19 protein-coding genes are annotated in these 18,560 nt (G+C 62.5%); 17 read left to right on the top strand and 2 right to left on the bottom strand.

Annotation, left to right across the window (positions count from 1 at the left end; all coding sequences use genetic code 11):
• Positions 1-221: 221 nt before the first annotated feature.
• The 7 genes from HMPREF3170_RS06600 (at position 222) to HMPREF3170_RS06570 (ending at position 8,018) form a co-directional block, all read left to right on the top strand.
• Positions 222-1,316, top strand: a complete 1,095-nt coding sequence (locus tag HMPREF3170_RS06600) for an ABC transporter substrate-binding protein (RefSeq protein ID WP_070478641.1) — start codon at positions 222-224, stop codon at positions 1,314-1,316.
• 397 nt (positions 1,317-1,713) lie between these two features.
• Entirely contained in the window at positions 1,714-2,838 is a 1,125-nt protein-coding gene (locus tag HMPREF3170_RS06595; RefSeq protein WP_070478638.1) for an ABC transporter ATP-binding protein, read from the top strand.
• Between the two features lie 9 nt (positions 2,839-2,847).
• Positions 2,848-4,077: a DUF4032 domain-containing protein gene (locus tag HMPREF3170_RS06590; protein WP_070478637.1), complete on the top strand. Its 1,230-nt coding sequence runs from the start codon at positions 2,848-2,850 to the stop codon at positions 4,075-4,077.
• Between the two features lie 124 nt (positions 4,078-4,201).
• Positions 4,202-5,530 (top strand): ABC transporter substrate-binding protein, encoded by a 1,329-nt coding sequence (locus HMPREF3170_RS06585; protein WP_070478635.1) that lies wholly within the window; start codon positions 4,202-4,204, stop codon positions 5,528-5,530.
• 82 nt (positions 5,531-5,612) lie between these two features.
• Positions 5,613-6,458 (top strand): carbohydrate ABC transporter permease, encoded by an 846-nt coding sequence (locus HMPREF3170_RS06580; RefSeq protein ID WP_070478633.1) that lies wholly within the window; start codon positions 5,613-5,615, stop codon positions 6,456-6,458.
• Positions 6,459-6,461: 3 nt separating this feature from the next.
• Positions 6,462-7,340 carry a carbohydrate ABC transporter permease gene (locus tag HMPREF3170_RS06575; protein WP_070478632.1) on the top strand — a complete coding sequence of 293 codons (879 nt, stop codon included), beginning with the start codon at positions 6,462-6,464 and terminating at the stop codon, positions 7,338-7,340.
• 9 nt (positions 7,341-7,349) lie between these two features.
• Positions 7,350-8,018 carry a MusI family membrane protein gene (locus HMPREF3170_RS06570; protein ID WP_141742231.1) on the top strand — a complete coding sequence of 223 codons (669 nt, stop codon included), beginning with the start codon at positions 7,350-7,352 and terminating at the stop codon, positions 8,016-8,018.
• On the opposite strand, the gene HMPREF3170_RS06565 is transcribed toward HMPREF3170_RS06570, so the two are convergent.
• A complete protein-coding gene (locus HMPREF3170_RS06565; protein WP_070478628.1) occupies positions 8,008-9,222 on the bottom strand; it encodes a dicarboxylate/amino acid:cation symporter in 1,215 nt (404 codons plus the stop codon). The two genes, HMPREF3170_RS06570 and HMPREF3170_RS06565, sit on opposite strands and share 11 nt — an antisense overlap.
• Before the next feature lie 158 nt (positions 9,223-9,380).
• Here HMPREF3170_RS06565 and HMPREF3170_RS06560 point away from each other — a divergent pair, with 158 nt between their 5' ends.
• The 10 genes from HMPREF3170_RS06560 (at position 9,381) to HMPREF3170_RS06515 (ending at position 18,349) form a co-directional block, all read left to right on the top strand.
• Positions 9,381-9,770, top strand: a complete 390-nt coding sequence (locus HMPREF3170_RS06560; RefSeq protein ID WP_246814933.1) for an SdpI family protein — start codon at positions 9,381-9,383, stop codon at positions 9,768-9,770.
• A gap of 249 nt (positions 9,771-10,019) precedes the next feature.
• Positions 10,020-11,519: an anthranilate synthase component 1 gene (locus HMPREF3170_RS06555; RefSeq protein WP_070478626.1), complete on the top strand. Its 1,500-nt coding sequence runs from the start codon at positions 10,020-10,022 to the stop codon at positions 11,517-11,519.
• Positions 11,516-12,097, top strand: a complete 582-nt coding sequence (locus tag HMPREF3170_RS06550; RefSeq protein WP_070478624.1) for a glutamine amidotransferase-related protein — start codon at positions 11,516-11,518, stop codon at positions 12,095-12,097. The genes HMPREF3170_RS06555 and HMPREF3170_RS06550 overlap by 4 nt, the downstream gene beginning before the upstream one ends.
• A gap of 2 nt (positions 12,098-12,099) precedes the next feature.
• Entirely contained in the window at positions 12,100-13,128 is a 1,029-nt protein-coding gene (trpD, locus tag HMPREF3170_RS06545; protein WP_070478622.1) for an anthranilate phosphoribosyltransferase, read from the top strand.
• A complete protein-coding gene (gene trpCF, locus HMPREF3170_RS06540) occupies positions 13,121-14,542 on the top strand; it encodes a bifunctional indole-3-glycerol-phosphate synthase TrpC/phosphoribosylanthranilate isomerase TrpF (RefSeq protein ID WP_070478619.1) in 1,422 nt (473 codons plus the stop codon). Before trpD ends, trpCF begins: the two co-directional genes overlap by 8 nt.
• On the top strand, positions 14,535-15,785 hold the full coding sequence (gene trpB / locus HMPREF3170_RS06535; RefSeq protein WP_070478618.1) for a tryptophan synthase subunit beta: 1,251 nt from the start codon (positions 14,535-14,537) through the stop codon (positions 15,783-15,785). Before trpCF ends, trpB begins: the two co-directional genes overlap by 8 nt.
• A gap of 1 nt (position 15,786) precedes the next feature.
• Positions 15,787-16,644 carry a tryptophan synthase subunit alpha gene (gene trpA / locus HMPREF3170_RS06530; protein WP_070478616.1) on the top strand — a complete coding sequence of 286 codons (858 nt, stop codon included), beginning with the start codon at positions 15,787-15,789 and terminating at the stop codon, positions 16,642-16,644.
• A 14-nt stretch (positions 16,645-16,658) separates the two neighbouring features.
• On the top strand, positions 16,659-17,006 hold the full coding sequence (locus HMPREF3170_RS06525; protein WP_070478614.1) for a Rieske (2Fe-2S) protein: 348 nt from the start codon (positions 16,659-16,661) through the stop codon (positions 17,004-17,006).
• A 53-nt stretch (positions 17,007-17,059) separates the two neighbouring features.
• Positions 17,060-18,034 carry a bile acid:sodium symporter family protein gene (locus tag HMPREF3170_RS06520; RefSeq protein WP_070478612.1) on the top strand — a complete coding sequence of 325 codons (975 nt, stop codon included), beginning with the start codon at positions 17,060-17,062 and terminating at the stop codon, positions 18,032-18,034.
• Positions 18,035-18,040: 6 nt separating this feature from the next.
• On the top strand, positions 18,041-18,349 hold the full coding sequence (locus HMPREF3170_RS06515) for a hypothetical protein (RefSeq protein WP_070478611.1): 309 nt from the start codon (positions 18,041-18,043) through the stop codon (positions 18,347-18,349).
• On the opposite strand, the gene HMPREF3170_RS11840 is transcribed toward HMPREF3170_RS06515, so the two are convergent.
• On the bottom strand, positions 18,346-18,560 hold a 215-nt coding region (locus tag HMPREF3170_RS11840), incomplete at its 5' end, for a hypothetical protein (RefSeq protein WP_210385504.1). The two genes, HMPREF3170_RS06515 and HMPREF3170_RS11840, sit on opposite strands and share 4 nt — an antisense overlap.

Here is an 18,560-nt window from a genome sequence, read left to right as displayed (position 1 = left end):
GGTCATAAATGTGCTAGATGTTATCGGTTGCGTCTTTTGGCACTGGCACGCCGAGATACGACACCAAATCCCGGGATTTTTGGAAGTGGCGTCGATAAAAGACCAGGTCGTTGAGACTGCGTGAGGGAATGTGGTGCGCGGGGAGGGGCGGGTTCGGGCATGGGGGTGTCGGTGGGTACACTGCTGGCGTAATCGCAACCTTGAAGAAGGAGTCCTTTCCTATGCGTCACCACGCCGTAGCAGCAACGTTGTTGACCGCAACACTGCTGGTCACCGGGTGCACCGCCGAAAACTCATCCGACAATGCAGCCGAAAACGCAGCAGAGTCAACGACCCAAACAACGCAGGAGGAGACGACCCGCCTGCTCACGGACATCGACGGCACGGACGTGCGGGTGCCGAAGCAGGTGACCCGGTTGGCGGACACGTGGGACGTGAATAACCAGTTCGTGCTGATGCTTGGTGGCGGGGACACCCTGGTGGCCACCACTGAGGAAGCGAAGCAGCTGCCGTGGCTGACGAAGATCTACCCGCACGTGACTGAGCTGCCGACGCCGGCGTCGGGAACTCGGCTCAACGTGGAAGAGCTGAAAGAGATCAACCCCGAAATGCTCCTGACCTCCTCGAAGGAACAGGTAGAGGCTGCGCAGGCGCAGGGGATCCCGGCGGCGAGGGTCGACTTTGATGACTTTGAGCAGCTGATGAAGTCCGTGCGCATTACGGCGAACGCGCTGGGCACCGAGGAGGCCGACCAGAAGGCGACCGAGTACGTGACCTACATGGAGCGCAACCTGAAGATGGTCGCGGACCGCCTGGGCGGCATGCCGGGGGAGAAGAAGCCAAAGGTGCTGCACATCGTTGGCGGGGAGGACGTCACGCAGGCGGACGGGCCGGACTCGCTGGTTGGGGAGTGGATTGCAGCGACGGGGGCTCGCAACGTGGTGGAGGAGGTTGTGGACGTCACGACCGTCACCCCGCACGACATTGTCGACGCCGCTCCGGACTTCATCATCGTGGGCGGTATGGAGGCGCAGCTGGGCGTCGATAAGCTGGTGAATGATCCTGCACTGGCGAACGTGCCTGCGGTGAAGCAGGGCAACGTGGTGAAGAACCCGGTGGGGACGTCGAACTGGGGCCGCTACTCGGCGGAGGAAGCGCTGCAGCTGCTGTGGGCAGCGAAGCTGTTCCACCCGGAGAAGTTTGAGGACGTCGACCTGGTTGCTGAGACGCAACAATTCTACTCAACGTTCTACGGATACGAGCTGAGCACCGAGGACGCGCAGCGGATCCTGGACGGCGAGGGCCCGGCGGCTTAAAAAAATTCTAAGAAGGCAAAGAAAAACCCGGCACCTCGTGTTCTAGGTGCCGGGTCTCTGCTTCGAATTTCTCTACTTGGGACTATACGGAACCAGCTGCGAAAAAGGGAATACCCGTAAGAAAATCGGCCTAAACTTTAAAGACAGGGGACAACGAAGGTTTCTTAACTTTCTCTTAATTTCGCGCTGACCTTGGGGTATTCCAAATAGAAAAAAGTTTGAAAAACGGGGACACGTCACGCAGCTCAGCCCCGTACGGGGGGAGGATGTAACGGGGGTAGCGGGAGTGTGACTCGCGACATAGCGAGTATGGCCTTGTGATTCCAGATGGTAGGTTAAGGGAGTACCTTATCCCCACTACGGAACGTTCGGCACGTACCTGCCGATGGAGGACCACATGGCATCAGTAACTTACGACAACGCAACGCGCATCTACCCGGGTGCGACCACGCCGAGTGTCGACAAGCTCAACCTTGAAATCGCGGACGGGGAGTTCCTCGTCCTCGTCGGCCCGTCCGGCTCCGGTAAGTCGACCGCGCTGCGCATGCTCGCCGGTCTCGAGGACACCAACGAAGGCCACATCCGCATCGGCGACCGCGACGTCACCCACGTCAGCCCGAAGGACCGCGACATCGCGATGGTCTTCCAGAACTACGCCCTGTACCCGCACATGACCGTGCGTGAGAACATGGGCTTCGCGCTGAAGATCGCCGGCATGGACAAGGCCGAGATCAACAAGCGAGTGGAAGAGGCAGCCAAGACGCTCGACCTGACCCAGTACCTCGACCGCAAGCCGAAGGCTCTCTCCGGTGGCCAGCGCCAGCGCGTGGCAATGGGCCGCGCCATCGTGCGCAAGCCACAGGTCTTCCTTATGGACGAGCCCCTGTCCAACCTGGACGCGAAACTGCGTGTGCAGACCCGTACCCAGATCGCGAACCTGCAGCGTCGCATGGGCGTCACCACCCTGTACGTCACCCACGACCAGACGGAAGCCCTCACCATGGGCGACCGCATCGCCGTCCTGAACTTCGGCGTCCTGCAGCAGGTAGGCACCCCGCGTGAGCTCTACGATCACCCGAACAACGTCTTCGTCGCAGGCTTCATCGGCTCCCCAGCCATGAACCTGTCTACCTTCGAAGTCGACCTGACCGAGAAGGTGGCCAAGCTCGGCCGCGCCTCCATCCCACTTTCCGACGAGCACATCTCCCACCTCACCGTGGAAGACGACGGCCAGGTCATCCTCGGCTTCCGCCCGGAGTCCCTGCAGGTCGTCGACGAGACCGCGAAGCACTCCATCCCGGTCGAGATCGACTTCGTGGAGGAGCTCGGCTCCGACTCCTACCTGTACGGCCACCTCGCAGGCGGCGGCTGGAAGGAAGAGGGCCTCGAGGAGGAAACCTCCGGCCAGATCGTGGTGCGCACCGCGCCACTGTCCGGCGTGATGAAGGGCGACGTAGTCCACGTCCAGATCGTCGACGGCGGACTCCACGTATTCAGCAAGGCAACTGGCCAGCGGATCTAAGGACACACATTGCGCGAGAAACTCAGCGTTGTCTCGCCCGTCTACGCACCGACGTTGCTGAAAATGCCGTGGGCGCAGCCACTCGAGGACTGGTCCTCCGACCTCCTCGCGGCGCTGCCCCGCGGCATTTCGCGACACACGGTGCGCCTCATCGAAGCTGACGGGCTAGTTTTCGCAGTCAAGGAAATCGGCGGGGAAGTCGCCTACCACGAGTACAACATGCTCCGGAGGCTTCAAGAGCTCGACGCCCCCTGCGTCGTCCCCGTGGCCGTCATCACGCACCGCGTCGACGAAAACGGCGAGGAACTCACCCCCTGCCTGGTCACGGAGCACCTGCGGTTCTCACTCCCGTACCGCGACGTGTTCTCCCGCGACATCACCGTCGACACCATCAACAAGCTGGTGCGCGCCCTCGCGGTGCTGCTGGTGCGCCTGCACCTGCTGCACTTCTACTGGGGCGACGTCTCCCTGTCCAACACCCTGTTCCGGCGCGACGCCGACCAGTTCTCCGCCTACCTCGTCGACGCCGAAACCGGCGAATTCCACGACCCAATCTCCGACGGACGACGCCTCTACGACGTCGACGTCGCCCGCGTCAACATCATTGGCGAGATGATGGACCTGCAGGCAGGCGGCTACCTCAGCGAGGACGTCGACGTCATCACCCTTGGCAACGACATCGCCTCCACCTACAACGAACTGTGGGACCTGATGACAGGGGAGCTCATCGTCGAAGGTGACGCGTTCGGGGCGATCGCTGGGCGCGTCGCAAAGATTAATGAGCTGGGCTTCGACGTCGGCGAAGTCGAGATCGAACACGACGGGGAAGACACCTACCGGGTGATCATCGAACCCGCCGTCTTCTCCACAGGGTTCTACCAGAAAAAACTGCTGCGGCTCACCGGGCTGGAGGTGCAGGACCGGCAGGCGCAGCGCCTCCTCGGCGAGATGGAGGTGTACCGCGCCGTGCGCTACGGCGGCAAACTCCCCCTCGAAGCCGTCGCGCACCGCTGGATGGTAAAGAACTACGAACCCATCGTGGAACTCATCCCGCCGCAGCTGCGAGAGAAGCTCGAACCCGCCCAGATTTTCCACGAAATCCTGGATCACCGCTGGTTCATGAGCCAAAACGACCAGCGCTACGTCACCTTGGCCGAGGCGGCGCAGTCCTATTTCGATCATGTCCTGCCGGGGCATCCGGACGAAGCAATCGTCTATAAATTACCCCCGGAGATGTGACTGGGGCCATAATGTTTGCCGTGCTTCACAGAAGGTCACTATGCTGAGGTAGTACCTTAAAACGCGCCGTGAACCGCATCGGGTAACGCTGGCAAGGAGCACGGCTACACATGAAGGATGGCCCATGAAGAAATTCACGCGAGCTTTTGCCTCAACCGCTGTCGCAGCACTGGCAGCGTCCGCCCTCGTCGCCTGCGGTGGCGGGAGTGACACCGCAGGTCCGAACGTCTACTTCCTCAACTTTAAGCCTGAACAGGACGCGACCTACCAAGCAATCGCCGAAGAGTACACCGCGGAAACCGGCGTCCCAGTCAAGGTCGTCACCGCGGCCTCCGGTAACTACGAGCAGACGCTGCGCACCGAGGTCGGCAAGTCCGACGCTCCGACGCTCTTCCAGATGAACGGCCCAACCGGCTTCAAGACCTGGAAGGACTACACCGCAGACCTCTCCGACTTCTCCCTCGCACAGGACCTCAACGAGGACGTCACCCCGCTCACCGCGGAAGACGGCACCGTCCGAGGCATCCCGTTCGCGGTTGAAGGCTTCGGCATCATCTACAACGAGGAAATCACCGACAAGTACTTCGCACTGCCAAACCCGGCAGTCGCTTCCATGGACGAAGTCAAGAACTTCGAATCTCTGAAGAAGCTCGCCGAAGACATGCAGGCAAAGAAGGACGAGCTCGGCATCGACGGCACCTTCGCCTCCACCTCCCTCACCAGCGGTGAGGACTGGCGCTGGCAGACGCACCTGGCCAACGGCCCGATGCACTTCGAGTTCGAGGACCTCGGCACCACCGACGCAGAGGACGTCACCTTCAAGTACAACAAGGAGTTCAAGAACCTCTTTGACCTGTACCTGAACAACTCCACCGTCGCGCCGACCCTGGCACCGTCCAAGGCAGTCTCCGACTCCATGGCAGAGTTCGCACTCGGCCAGGCAGCCTTCGTCCAGAACGGTAACTGGGCATGGTCGCAGATCGCCGACGTGAACGGCAACGTCGTGAAGGAAGACAAGATCAAGTTCCTCCCGATGTACATGGGCCTCCCAGATGAGGAGAAGACCGGCATCAACGTCGGCACCGAGAACTACCTCGCCATCAACGCCAAGGCTCCAGAAGAGGACCAGCAGGCCACCAAGGACTTCCTGAACTGGCTGTTCACCTCCGAGGCAGGCAAGAAGCACGTCATCGAGGACCTCGGCTTCATCGCGCCGTTCAAGAACTACACGGAGACCGACGTCCCGGCAGACCCACTGGCACGCCAGGTGCAGGAGGCAATCTCCAACACCGAGCTGACCACCCTGCCATGGGACTTCCAGTTCTTCCCATCCCAGCAGTTCAAGGATGACTTCGGCGGCAACCTCGCCCAGTACGCATCCGGCAACATGGAGTGGGCTGACGTCGTCGCTAAGTTCAGCGAGGACTGGAAGGCCGAAAAGGGCTCCAACTAAGCACTGAACATGTTGTAAACCAGAGCGCGGGGTGTGCGAACAGCGCACTCCGCGCTTTTTATTCCCCAGATAGGCACCACAAATGCAGCAATCACTGAAGAAATATTTCCCAATCTTCGTACTGCCGACGCTGCTTGCGTTCTTGATCGCCTTCCTTGCCCCATTCGTCATTGGTTTCCTGCTGTCATTCACCAGCTTCCACACCATCACCGACGCAACCTGGGTAGGAGTCGACAACTACGTCCAAGCGTTCCAAGCACGAGAAGGCTTCGTCCGAGCGTTCGGATTCACCGCCCTCGTTTCCATCGTTTCCATCATCACCGTCAACGTCTTCGCGTTTGCAATCGCTTGGACACTGACACGGAAACTCAAAGGCACCAACTTCTTCCGTACCGTATTCTTCATGCCGAACCTCATCGGCGGCATCGTCCTCGGCTACACATGGCAGTCCATGATCAACGCCGTGCTCGCCCAATACGGCACCACGATCGTCTCCGACTGGAAGTACGGCTACCTCGGCCTGGTCATCCTCATTAACTGGCAGCTCGTCGGCTACATGATGATCATCTACATCGCCGGCCTGCAGAACGTGCCACCAGAGCTCATCGAAGCAGCAGAACTCGACGGCGTCTCCAAGTGGGAAATGCTCCGCCACGTGACCATCCCAATGATCATGCCGTCCATCACCATCTGCCTCTTCCTGACCCTGTCCAATACCTTCAAACTCTTCGACCAGAACCTCGCGCTCACCAACGGTGCCCCAGGCGGATCCACCGAAATGGTCGCTCTGAACATCGTCAACACGATGTTCCTGCGCAACAACGTCGAGGGCGTCGGCCAAGCGAAGGCCGTCATCTTCGTCGTAGTGGTCGTCGTCATCGCAATGTTCCAGCTGCGCGCAACACGCAGCAAGGAAGTGGAGGCATAACCCATGGCAACCAAAACAAAGGCACCCGTCACCGCCTCCGAGGCGAGCGTCAGCGGCCCAGCCAAAGTACTCATCTACGCGGTGCTGGTATTCCTCACCGTGGTCTTCCTCGGACCAATCGTGTTCATCTTCCTGAACTCCTTCAAGCAGAAGTTCGCGATCTCCAACAACCCATTCGCCATCCCACTCGGCGACATGTGGGCCGGATTCGAAAACTACATCACCGGCGTCCAAGGTGAAGGTTTCGCGTGGGCCATCGTGTGGTCATTTACCATCACGATCCTCTCCGTCGCCTCCATCGTCTTCTTCTCCTCAATGACGGCCTACTACATCACCCGCGTGAAAACGTGGTGGACGTCCACGCTGTACTACCTGTTCGTGTTCTCCATGGTCATCCCGTTCCAGATGGTGATGTTCCCAACCGTCACCATCGCCGACCGCCTCGGCCTGGCCAACCCGCTCGGCATGGTGGTGCTCTACACCGGCTTCGGTGCAGGCCTGTCCGTCTTCATGTTCGCCGGCTTCGTCAAGTCAATCCCACTCGAGATTGAAGAAGCAGCAACCATCGACGGCTGCAGCCCACTGCAAACGTTCTTCCGCGTCGTCCTCCCGATGCTCAAGCCAACCGCAGTGACCGTCGCCATCCTCAACGCAATGTGGGTCTGGAACGACTACCTGCTGCCATACCTCGTCATCGGCCTGTCCACCCCATACCGCACCATCCCAGTGGTCATCCAGCAGTTCGTTGGATCCCAGGGCAACCGCGACATGGGCGCAATGATGGCAATGCTCGTGCTCGCCATCGTCCCGATCATCATCTTCTACATGTCTTCCCAGAAGCACATCGTGGAAGGTGTCGCAGCTGGCGCCGTGAAGGGATAACATTCTGGCGTGAGCCTTTTCAATCCCGATTCCCGATTTATGTCCGCCTTCACCTTGATGGCGGACATTGTCATTGTCAACATGCTTTTCGTGCTGTCTAGCCTGCCCATCGTGACGGGCGGCATGGCGATCCGCGCCGCGAACGTCGTCACCGGATACATGGTCGAAGGCCGCGGCTCCCGCTACGGGCTGCACTACCTCCGCGAGTTCCGCTACGGCGGCGGCAAATTCGGCGGCGCTTCCACGCAGTGGTGGGGGGTCCTCGTCGCCATCGCCCTCGGCGTCATCTACCAACAGTGGGTCATCTTCCAGGCGGGTATCGACGGCCACCTCCTCAACCTCACGCAAGGGCTCACCCTGTCCGGCATCCTCATCATCGCCGGCATCAGCGTGTGGTTCTTCGCGCTCCAGGCGCAGCTGGACCTCCAGGCGACCTCAGAAGAGCAGCAAAAAGCGCCCCTGGGCGAAACCCTGGGGCGCTCCGTGATCCTCACGTTCCAGCAACTGCCACGCACCCTCGGCGCACTCCTGTGCATCGGGGCGGCGGCATCCCTGCCGCTGTGGACCTCAGTTGCCGTGTGGATCCCCGCCTACTTCTTTTTGGTGCCGGCGCTCACGCTGTTTCTTGTGCAGCTGCTCGTCGCGGCACCGCTCGGGCGGGGGCTCGCTAGCGACTAGTGACTTCCTTGGCGCGTTCCATATCCTGCGTGACGATCTTGCCCTTCGCGAAACGGTTCACAATCATCGCGATCGCGCCGTCACCGGTCACGTTCGCCGCGGTACCGAAGGAGTCAACCACAATGTAAGCGGCGATCATCAGGGAGATCATCGACTCGTCGAAGCCCAGGTTCGCCTGCAGCAGGCCAACCGCGGCCATGATCGCGCCACCAGGCACGCCCGGCGCAGCAATCATCATGATGCCGAGCAGCAGCACGAAGCCGACGACCGCGCCACCGGTGATCGGCAGCTGCGCCATGAACACAATCGCCAGGGCGTAGAGCGTAATCTTCATCATCGAACCAGACAGGTGAATCGTCGCGCACAGCGGCACGATGAAGCCCGCCACGTTCTCGTCCACCTTGTTCTTCAGGGTGGACTGGTAGGTGACCGGAATCGTCGCCGCGGAGGACGACGTACCCAGCGCCGTGAAGTACGCCGGCAGCATGTTCTTCAGCGCCGTGAACGGGTTCTGACCCGCCACAGCACCAGCGATCAGGTACTGGCCCAGCACGATCACGATCGTCATGCCGACCGAGAGCAGCAACACCACGCCGAACGCGGCCATCGTCGAACCGAAGTTCTCGTTCATAGCCAGGTTCAGGAACGTACCGAAAATGAACAACGGCAGCAGCGGAATGACGAAGCTCTGAACCACCTTCATGATCACGTCACGCAGCTCGTTGAGCACCTCGTGCATCGTGCGGGACTTCACCGTGGTCATCGCGATACCAATCACGAACGCGAGCAGCAGCGCCGACATCACCTCAAACGGTGCAGGCATCTCCACCTCGAAGAACGGCGACAGGCCGCCCTCGGAGGGGTCGTCGATATCTGTACGCAGCTGCGTACCAGCCAGCAACGTTGGGTAGAGTGCTGAAGCCACACCCCAGGCAATCAGGCCGGAAATGATCGTGGATCCGTAGGCGACCCCGGCCGTGATACCCAACCACTTACCCGCGCCCTTGCCCAGGCCCGCAATCGCGGGGGCGATCAGGGAGAAGATGAGGATTGGGACGAAGAATCCCAGGAAGTTCGAGAACAGGCCATTGAACGTCACGAAGACGCGCGCGAGCCAGTCAGGAAAGAAAAAACTGCACAGAAAGCCGGCGACGATCGCCACGACAATCCAGAAGAGCAGCGAGCTCAACACTTTCGATTTCATTGTTGCACCTTTAATACGAGGCGATGGACAGATCCACAGGCGAAAAACCTGTGATGGTTATGCTATACGGTATGTTGCTTGCACAGAGCCCTAATGGGCCATTTTCTGACACAAGTTCCATAAATACTATCATTGGGATACTCCTTATAGTATTCACTGTGGCACTTCTCATACTAGGCGTCCTCGCGACCGCCGGGAAGCTGCCCGGCAACGGCGTGATCGGGCTGCGTGTCCCGGAAGTTCGCAAGCACGAGTCCACATGGCGCCAAGCACACCGCGTCACCGGCCCCTTCTGGGTGCTCGCCGCAGTCGCCTTCGCCATCGGCGCCGCCTTTGCATTTATTGCATACGGGTGGATGTGGATTCTCGTCGCCGTGGCGGTCGTCGCCGGGTTCGTGAGCATCTCCGTCGGCGGCAACTTCGGGGCCCGCGCCGCCGCGCTTGTCGACGCCGCCCTGGACGCCTCAGACTCAGACTCCTCAGACGAGCCCGCCGTGGACCTCGGCGCGCTACGCAAGGCCGCCGGGAAGGCGGACGAGCAGCAGTAGGAGCTTTATATTCACGGTCTACGCTGCGCCTTTGGCGGTTCTGCGCACAGCGCCCGATCTCTCCGCTACCTTTACACCTATGACTTTCACGACTCAGAAGAACTGGTGGTGGCTCCCGAACACGGCGAGCCGCCACTTCTAGTACCTTCTAGAGTCCCAACAACGGCCCGCCGGCTTGTAACCACAAGCACCGCGGGCCGTTTGCTTTGGCTCACACGCCCTCGGTGTACCAACACACGAAGGACGACCATGAGCACACACAACACCCGCCGCGTGAAGTACCACGCGGACGCCGCCAGCCTCTTCGCGCACCTCGGCGGCACCACGACCCGGGACACCGTCCTGCTTGAATCCGCCGACATCACCACCCGCTCCGGCATCCAATCAGTCGCGGTGCTGCGGGCCGCGGTGCGCGTCACCTGCTCGGGCAGCCATGTACACGTCGAGCCACTGACCCCCTTCGGGCGCACGGTGGCTGATCAACTGCGGGAGCAGCTGGGGGAGTACCACGTTGGAGAGAACGTCTACGCGTTTCCGCCTGTTGCCGCTGCTGTTGTTGCGGACGAGCGCGAGCGCCTCACCGCCACCTCCACCGTCGAGGTACTGCGCGCGCTCAGCCGCTTCGGGTTCCTCGCCGGCGGGTTCGCCTACGACTACCTCGAAACCTTCGAGGAGCTCCCGGCCGTCGCCGACGGCGCCAACACCTACCCCGACTACCAGTTCGTCCTCGCCGAAGTGCTCCTGCGCATCGATCACCAATCACAGACCGCGACGCTCAGCGGAGTTGGGATTGACGCGCTCGCCGAGCGTATCGACGCCGCTTCGCCCACACCATTACGTTCCTCGGAGGAGGCCGGCGGCACCCTGGTTGCTCGCGCCGACATCCCCGATGCCACGTTCTGCGCCGACGTGGAGCGACTCAAGGAGCACATCTACAACGGGGACATCTACCAAGTCGTGCCCGCCCGCAGCTTCATCGCCGACTGCCCGGACGCGTTCGCCGCGTACCTCCAACTGCGCGCGACTAATCCTTCGCCGTACATGTTTTACCAAAGGGGCGTCGATAAGCATGGTGACTCTTTCGAGCTGTTCGGCGCCTCGCCCGAGTCCAACCTGAAGTACACCAACGCCGACCGCGAGGTGCAGCTGTACCCGATCGCGGGGACGCGGCCGCGCGGGCTCGCCGAGGACGGGACGGTCGACCACGAGCTGGACACGCGGATGGAGCTGCAGCTGCGCACCGACGCCAAAGAAGTCGCCGAGCACACCATGCTCGTGGACCTCGCGCGCAACGACGTCGCCCGCGTTGCGGAGCCCGGCACGCGGCGAGTTGCCGAGTTGCTGCAGGTAGACCGGTATTCGCGCGTCATGCACCTCGTGTCCCGGGTCACCGCGCGGCTGGCTGGGGACCTCGACGCGCTCGACGCGTACCGGGCGTGCATGAACATGGGCACGCTCACCGGGGCGCCGAAGCTGCGCGCGACCTCGCTCATCCGCTCGCTCGAGGGCGCGCGGCGCGGGTCTTACGGCGGAGCAGTCGGCTACCTGGACAGCAACGGCGACTTTGACACCTGCATCGTGATCCGTTCTGCGTACGTCACCGGCGGGAAGGCGATCGTGCAGGCAGGCGCTGGAGTCGTGCGCGACTCCAACCCGCAGTCCGAAGCCGACGAGACGCTGCACAAGGCGTACGCGGTACTCAACGCGATCGCGCTGGCCGCTGGCGCAGAACTGGAGGTCATCAAATGATTGTGCTGCTGGATAACCAGGACTCGTTCGTTTACAATTTGGTGGACGCGCTTGCTGAGTATGAGTCAGTAGTCTTCCGCAACACCGTTGATGCGGACTCAATACTGGCGCTGGATCCTTCACTGATCGTGCTTTCACCCGGGCCCGGGTACCCCGGCGACGCCGGCTGCATGCCCGAACTGATCCGCCGGGCACAGGGCAGCGTGCCGATGCTCGGCATCTGCCTCGGCTACCAGGCCCTTGTGAAACACTTCGGCGGCACCGTCCAGCCCTGCGGGCCCGTCCACGGAGTCTCGGACACCATGAGGCTGACCTCGGAAGGGCTTGCGTGCGGGCTCTTCGACGGCATGACCAGCCAGCTCAGGCGCGACGTGCCCGTAGCACGTTACCACTCGCTCGGGGCTACGGAAATGCCTGCAGGGATGCACGCTTTGGCACGCACCGGGGACATCGTCATGGCCGGCGCAACCGACGACGGCATGTCCATCGGGCTGCAGTTCCACCCCGAATCGATCCTCACACCCGCAGGCCCAACGATGCTGCGCCGGTGCGTCGACAAGCTGAAGAAAGGAAACTAACCATGGCAACCGAACGATCCCTCACCATCCTCAAGCGCTTCCTGGACAACCGGGAGCCGACACTCGAGGAAGCCATCGAGGCATTCACCCCGCTCACCGTCGGCGACTACGACGACGTCCACATCGCAGCACTCCTGGCCACGATCCGCACACGCGGCGAAACCTTCGCCGACATCGCCGGCGCGGCTCGCGCGTTCCTCGCCGCGGGCCGACCGTTCCCGGTGACGGGGGAGGGGCTGATGGACACCGCCGGCACCGGCGGCGACGGCGCAAACACCATCAACATCACCACCGCGGCATCGTTGGTGGCGGCCGCGGGCGGGGTGCCGATGGTGAAATGCGGCAACCGGTCCGTGTCCTCCAAGTCCGGTTCCGCCGACGTCCTCGAGGCCCTGAACATCCCACTCGACCTCGACCCCTCGCGCGCGGTGCGGCAGTTCGAGTCCTCCAACTTCACGTTCCTCTTCGCGCCGGCGTACAACCCGACCATCGCGCACGTGCAGCCGGTGCGCAAGGCGCTCGGCGTGTCCACGCTGTTTAACACGATGGGGCCGCTGCTCTCACCGGCGCGGCCGGAGTACCAGATCATGGGCATCGCCAACCCGGCGCAGGGGCGCGTCATCGCTGAGACGATGCGCGAGCTCGGGCGCGGGCGTGCGCTCGTCGTCCACGGCGCGGGCACCGACGAGCTGGCGGTGCACGGCGAGTCGCAGGTCTGGGAGCTGGGCCGGGACGGTTCCATCACTGAATACGTGCTTACGCCGGAGGAACTCGGCCTCAAGCGCTGCTCGCTCGAGGACTTACGCGGCGGCGACGGCGCGGAGAACGCAGCCGCCATCCGCGCGACGTTCGCGGGGGAGGGGCCGGAGGCGCACCGCTCGGCCGTCGCCGCCGGTGCGGGTGCCATGTTCTACCTCAACGGCACAGCGCCAACCATCGCCGACGGCGTCACCCACGCCCTCAACCTGCTTGCCGACGGCACCGTGCAAGCATGGTTGCAACGACACGAGGAGGCTGATTACAGTGCCTAAGCAATTACCCACCGTGCTCGAGGAGATCGTGGCAAGCCGACGTGGCGATTTGGCAGCGATCCGCGAGCGTCTTGCCCACGTTGATGTCGCTGCACTCCCGCGCTCGGAGCGCTCGCTCTACGACAACCTGAAGCGCAAGGGCACCAGCTTCATCATGGAATGCAAGTCCTCCTCGCCGTCCCTCGGCCTGATCCGCGCCGACTACAAGCCCGGCCAAATCGCCTCGGTGTACTCGCGCTACGCCGCCGGCATCTCCGTGCTGTGCGAGCCCTCCCGCTTCGGCGGCGACTACGACCACCTGGCCACGGTCGCCTCGAGCACGCACCTGCCCGTACTCTGCAAGGACTTCATCATCGACGAGGTCCAGGTCTACGCCGCGCGCTACTTCGGCGCCGACGCTATCCTGCTCATGCTCTCGATTCTTGACGACGCCAGCTACGCCTACCTCTCCGGCCGCGCCGAGTCCCTCGGGATGGACGTGCTCACCGAAGTGATTAGCGAGGAGGAGGCCGTGCGGGCTGGTCGACTCGGCGCGCGGATCTTCGGCGTGAACCACCGGAACCTCCACGACCTGTCGATTGACCTAACGCGCTCCGCCCGGTTGGCGCGACTCGCTCCTGCCGAAGCGGCGGTGGTGTCGGAGTCCGGCATCCAGTCCGTGGAGACTGTGCGTCAGCTCGGCGGGCACTCGGACGGGTTCCTGGTCGGGTCGCAGCTGACCGGCCAGCCGGACATCGACCTGGCCGCCCGGAAACTGGTGTACGGGCCAAACAAGGTGTGCGGGCTGACGTCGTGGAGCGCCGCGCAGGCCGCCAAGGCGGCGGGCGCCGTGTACGGCGGGCTCATCTTCGAGGAGTCGAGTCCGCGCAATGTTTCACGTGAAACATCGGCGGACATCATCGCACACGAGCCGGGGCTGCGGTACGTCGCGGTTTCCCGCCGCACGTCCGGGTACGGCGAACTGATCCAGCCCGGCATCCACGCCGTGCAGGTGCACGCGCCGTATCAGGGATCGCTCGAGGCCGAGCGCTCGCTGGTGGACCGGGTGCGGGCGGAGATAGGGGAGGGCGTCGAGCTCTGGAGGGCGGTCTCCATGACTACAGGGGCTGGCGTGGAGGTTGCGCTGGGGATCCGAGGGGGCGTCGACAAGCTGGTGCTCGACGCGCGCGACGGCGGCTCCGGCGAGACCTTCCGCTGGGCCGACATCCCGGACGAGGTGCGCGGCGACTCGCTCCTCGCCGGCGGGCTGCACCCCGACAACCTTGCGGACGCGCTCGCCGTCGGCTGCTCCGGCGTAGACCTCAACTCGGGCGTCGAATACCCTGCTCAGGCCGGGCGTAAGGACGCGGGCGCGCTGCGGCGGGCCTTCGAGATCATCGGCAACTACCACTACCCAAGGACAGAAAATGACTGATTACACCCACGGTGGCAGCACCATCCTGCCCGCATACTACGGCGAATTCGGCGGGCAATTCGTCCCCGAATCCCTCCTGCCGGCGCTTGACCAACTCGAGCGAGCGTTTGTCGACGCCCTCGCCGACGAGAGCTTCATGGCCGAATACCGCGCGCTGCTGCGCGACTACCTCGGCAGACCGACCCCGCTTACCGAATGCCGCAACCTGCCCCTCAACGGCGCGAACGCGCGCATCTTCCTCAAGCGCGAGGACCTCGTGCACGGCGGCGCACACAAGACGAACCAGGTCATCGGGCAGGCGCTGCTAGCGAAGAAGATGGGGAAGACGCGGATCATTGCCGAAACCGGCGCCGGCCAGCACGGCACCGCCACCGCGCTCGCCTGCGCTTTACTGGGTTTGGATTGCGTCATCTACATGGGCAAGACCGACATGGCGCGGCAGAAGCCAAACGTTTACCGCATGCGGCTGATGGGTGCTGAGGTAGTGGGCGTCGACTCAGGCGCCGGCACCCTGAAAGACGCCGTCAACGAAGCACTACGCGACTGGACCGCCACCTTCCACGAGTCCCACTACCTGCTCGGCACCGCGGCGGGGCCGCACCCGTTCCCCAAGATCGTCAAGGAGTTCCACCGCGTGATCTCCGCCGAGGCGAAAGCACAGATGCTTGAGCGTACCGGTGAACTGCCGGACGTCGTCTGCGCCTGCGTCGGTGGCGGATCCAACGCTATCGGGATGTTCGCCGAGTTTATCGACGAGGAGGGCGTCGAACTCGTCGGCGTCGAACCCGGGGGAGAGGGCGTGGGCGTCGGCAAGCATGGCGCTGCCATTGCTGCCGGGACCGTCGGCATTCTGCACGGCACGCGCTCCTACCTGATGCGTGACACCGACGGCCAAGTTGCTGAGTCTTACTCAATATCCGCCGGCCTGGACTACCCCGCGGTCGGACCCGAGCACGCACACCTTGCCAAGACGGGCCGAGCGAAGTACGTTCCCGTCACCGACGAATCCGCCCTGCGTGCGTTCCAGTTGCTGTCACGGCACGAGGGCATCATCCCGGCGCTCGAGTCCTCGCATGCGTTGGCGTACGCGCTGCAACGCGCGGCTTCCCACCCGGCTGACGCGGAGCTCCTCACAATCCTCGTTTCCCTTTCGGGCCGCGGCGACAAGGACGTCGCTCACGTCCGTAGAACACTCGCCGAACACCCGGAATGGGTTGAAAATGTACGAAAGGAGACCAACTAACATGTCCACCCCTACTACGTCACGTTACGAAAGACTCTTCGCCTCCCTACAGGAGAGGGGAGAGGGGGCCTTCGTCCCATTCATCATGCTTTCCGACCCAACCCCCGACGACGCCCTCCAAATCATCGACGCCGCCGTCACCGCCGGAGCCGATGCTCTCGAACTCGGCGTCCCGTTCTCCGACCCCGTCGCCGACGGCCCCGCCATCCAGGCGGCACACGTGCGGGCACTCGATGGCGGAGCGACCGTCGATAAGGCACTGGCACAAGTTCGGACGATCCGCGAGCGATACCCCGAGCTGCCGATCGGCATGCTGATCTACGCCAACGTCGCCTACGTGCGCGGTCTTTCCTCGTTCTACGAGGCGTTCCGAGAGGCCGGCGCGGACAGCGTGCTACTCCCGGACGTTCCTGTGCGCGAATCGGCGCCGTTCAGCGAAGCTGCTCTTGCCGCGGGTGTCGACCCGATCTACATCGCCCCTGCCAAAGCCAGCCCGCAGACTTTGGAGGGCGTCGCCGCGCAATCCCGCGGCTACATTTACGCCATCTCCCGTGACGGCGTGACCGGCGCCGACAAGGAAGCCTCCGTCGACGGACTTCGCGAGGTAGTGGACAACGTGCAAGCATACGGCGGCGCCCCGGTGCTGCTCGGGTTCGGGATCTCCACACCGCAGCACGTCGCGGACGCAATCGCAGCCGGGGCAGTAGGCGCAATCACCGGCTCCGCGATCGCGAACATCGTGGCCAGATACACCGAACACTCGCACCCGAACCCCGCGCGCATTACGGACATCGACGCGCTGACCGCCGAGCTGTCCTCCTACGTCACGGCAATGAAACAGGCTACTATCAGGGCATGACTTGTTCACGACGCATGTTCCTCCTCGGCACCGCCACCACCTTCGCCGGCGCGTTCCTCGCCGCCTGCGGATCTGAACCAACCGCCGAGGTAGCCAAAACCCAAGTACCCGTCGGCAGCGCCGTCATCCTCGACGGCTTCATCATCGCCCAACCGACCGCCGGCGAGTACGTCGCCTACTCCCAAACCTGCCCGCATCAGGGCCAGAAGATCACCAAGGTCGATGGGGACACTGTTCGCTGCACCGGCCACGGCTCCGTCTTCAGCATTATCGACGGCTCCGCAGTCTCCGGGCCAACGCAGAATCCACTGACCCCAGCGCAGCTGACAGAAGAGGGTGAGACGCTGAACGCGTCGATGTAAAACTGCTGCTTTCTCGGCCTGCCTGGCGTGGCCTGCGTGGCTATCATGTGTGCATGCCAGGTTTTCTTCGCCGTATTGACCCCTTGCTCCTCGGCATCATCCTCGCCGCGGTACTCGCGTTCATTGCGCCCGCCCGAGGCTCGTTTGCCGAGGGCTTTTCCATTGCTGTCAAACTTGCAATCGGTCTGCTGTTTTTCCTCTATGGTGCGCGTCTTTCCACCCGCGAGGCGCTGCAAGGTTTGACGAATTGGCGCCTGCATTCGATCATCCTCGCCTTTACGTTCATCGCGTATCCTTTGATCGGCCTGGCCATGCGCCCCACAACCGCGTTCATTTCCGACTCGGTATACCAGGGGATCCTCTATCTTTGCCTGGTGCCGTCGACTGTCCAGTCCTCGGTTGCACTGACAGGCATCGCGCGTGGCAATGTGCCGGGGGCGGTGGTGGCGGCGAGCCTGTCGTCGATAGTTGGTGTCGTAGCGACGCCCGCCCTCGTTATGGTCCTGATGGGTGCCGACAGTGGCATTCATATCGATGCATCCGTGTTCCGGAATGTTGCATTACAGTTGCTCCTTCCTTTCGTGCTGGGTCAGGTCGCTCGGGCAGTGGTGCCTGGTGTTGCTGGCTTCGCTGCGCGGAAAGCTACCAAGCTTGTTGACCGCGGGTCCATTTGGATGGTCGTGTACTCGGCGTTCTCAGCCGGTGTTGTTTCTGGCGTGTGGTCGAATGTTTCTGCGCTCGAGTTGGTCTTCCTCTCTGCGTTCGCTCTGGTTCTGGTTTGCGTCATGCTGTGGGTGACGCGGGTTGTCCCGGAGGCCTTGAGGTTCTCGAGGGCGGACACGGTAGCCATCCAGATGTGCGGGACGCAGAAGTCTTTGGCGGCGGGGCTGCCGATGGCGTCGGTTATCTTTGGCGGCGGTCAACTCGGTGTGCTGATTGTGCCGTTGATGGTCTACCATCTGATTCAGTTGATGACGTGCTCCGCGTACGTCTCGCGCCTTGCCCAAACCACAGCTTCGAAGGAATAGTTTCACGTGAAACATTACGTCCGGATTCATTACAGCGCTCCAGATCTTGGGGGAGAGCTTCTCAATATTGCCGAACTTGAGGAGCTGAACCCTCGCGAATGTACGATGGTTCGGATGATCGAGCTGGACCCGAGCGAGACCATTACTGGCATTTATACCGACGGCAAAGTGATTGGTCAGGCGAATGAGCCGATGTCTATCGTTCCGCACCCAGACCTGTACGCACAGTTCGAGGGCATTTCTGCGACAGCCATTGCGGTAGAGGAGTTCGAGGCGCTGTGGGCTGAGGCTTGTAGTCTGCTGAGGCATGCTTAAACCTTGGGTGTGTCCCAATCCCACGTCGGTGCGGCTTCATCCGCAAACGAATCCACACCCCACCCATCCAACTCAATCTCGGCAGCATCATCGCGATACCCCACCCGACCAGGCTCACACACCCACTGCTCACCACTTACAAACCGGAAATACAACACAGGCCCAGGCTTGACCACCCGAATAAACCCATCCGTGACCAACGAATGACACC

Source organism: Corynebacterium sp. HMSC08D02 (assembly GCF_001807505.1).
GTDB classification, from domain to species: domain Bacteria; phylum Actinomycetota; class Actinomycetes; order Mycobacteriales; family Mycobacteriaceae; genus Corynebacterium; species Corynebacterium pseudogenitalium.
This window is presented reverse-complemented; position numbering and strand designations above follow the sequence as displayed.

What these genes read in the sequence shown, in the direction of transcription:
- HMPREF3170_RS06600 (WP_070478641.1), top strand. Translation starts at nt 222, where the DNA reads ATGCGTCACCACGCCGTAGCAGCAACGTTGTTGACCGCAACACTGCTG.
- HMPREF3170_RS06595 (WP_070478638.1), top strand. Translation starts at nt 1,714, where the DNA reads ATGGCATCAGTAACTTACGACAACGCAACGCGCATCTACCCGGGTGCG.
- HMPREF3170_RS06585 (WP_070478635.1), top strand. Translation starts at nt 4,202, where the DNA reads ATGAAGAAATTCACGCGAGCTTTTGCCTCAACCGCTGTCGCAGCACTG.
- HMPREF3170_RS06580 (WP_070478633.1), top strand. Translation starts at nt 5,613, where the DNA reads ATGCAGCAATCACTGAAGAAATATTTCCCAATCTTCGTACTGCCGACG.
- HMPREF3170_RS06575 (WP_070478632.1), top strand. Translation starts at nt 6,462, where the DNA reads ATGGCAACCAAAACAAAGGCACCCGTCACCGCCTCCGAGGCGAGCGTC.
- HMPREF3170_RS06565 (WP_070478628.1), bottom strand. Translation starts at nt 9,222, where the DNA reads ATGAAATCGAAAGTGTTGAGCTCGCTGCTCTTCTGGATTGTCGTGGCG.
- HMPREF3170_RS06555 (WP_070478626.1), top strand. Translation starts at nt 10,020, where the DNA reads ATGAGCACACACAACACCCGCCGCGTGAAGTACCACGCGGACGCCGCC.
- HMPREF3170_RS06550 (WP_070478624.1), top strand. Translation starts at nt 11,516, where the DNA reads ATGATTGTGCTGCTGGATAACCAGGACTCGTTCGTTTACAATTTGGTG.
- trpD (WP_070478622.1), top strand. Translation starts at nt 12,100, where the DNA reads ATGGCAACCGAACGATCCCTCACCATCCTCAAGCGCTTCCTGGACAAC.
- trpB (WP_070478618.1), top strand. Translation starts at nt 14,535, where the DNA reads ATGACTGATTACACCCACGGTGGCAGCACCATCCTGCCCGCATACTAC.
- trpA (WP_070478616.1), top strand. Translation starts at nt 15,787, where the DNA reads ATGTCCACCCCTACTACGTCACGTTACGAAAGACTCTTCGCCTCCCTA.
- HMPREF3170_RS06525 (WP_070478614.1), top strand. Translation starts at nt 16,659, where the DNA reads ATGTTCCTCCTCGGCACCGCCACCACCTTCGCCGGCGCGTTCCTCGCC.
- HMPREF3170_RS06520 (WP_070478612.1), top strand. Translation starts at nt 17,060, where the DNA reads ATGCCAGGTTTTCTTCGCCGTATTGACCCCTTGCTCCTCGGCATCATC.